A 609-nucleotide genomic window follows, 5' to 3' on the forward strand; every position below is an offset into this window, starting at 1 on the left:
ATGTAAATTTTCTTTATAACTTTATTATTAATTGTCTATTATAGTTACCACACTTATGAATCACAACTTAGCGCATCTACATCCTTATCCCTTTGCCAAGATGGCAACCTTACTCGCTGACAGTAAGCCTGCCAGTGGTTACAGCGAAATCAAACTGGGTATTGGTGAGCCAAAACATGAGCCACCAGCATTTGTACTGGACGTACTACGCGAAAACTTGGACAAAATAAGTCGTTATCCGACCACCAATGGTATGTTTGAGTTACGTCAGACGATTGCGCACTGGTTAGAGAAGCGTTTTTTTCTTAGCCACGTCGATGCCAATACCCAAGTTTTGCCAGTGATGGGTACTCGTGAGGCCATTTTTAGCTTTGTACAAGCTGTCATAAATCATGATACCGCTGATAACGAAAGCACGTCCTCTTCAGCATCTAATGGGTCACCTCTGGTTGTTATGCCCAATCCGTTCTATCAAATATATGAAGGTGCGGCAATATTGGCACAAGCGACGCCTCACTTTGTTCCCTGTACATCAGATAATGACTTTAAGGGGGATTATCGCGCGGTGCCAAAAGACGTTGGGGCACGCACACAGCTTGGATTTGGCTG

General features: G+C 43.8%; 1 protein-coding gene. It reads left to right on the forward strand.

Features of this window, described 5'->3' with window-relative positions:
- Window positions 1-55 precede the first annotated feature (55 nt).
- A partial coding sequence (locus tag ACS8FC_RS18990) for an aminotransferase class I/II-fold pyridoxal phosphate-dependent enzyme (protein ID WP_439297934.1) occupies window positions 56-609 on the forward strand: 554 nt, incomplete at its 3' end.

The organism is Psychrobacter sp. 1Y4 (genome assembly GCF_051847555.1).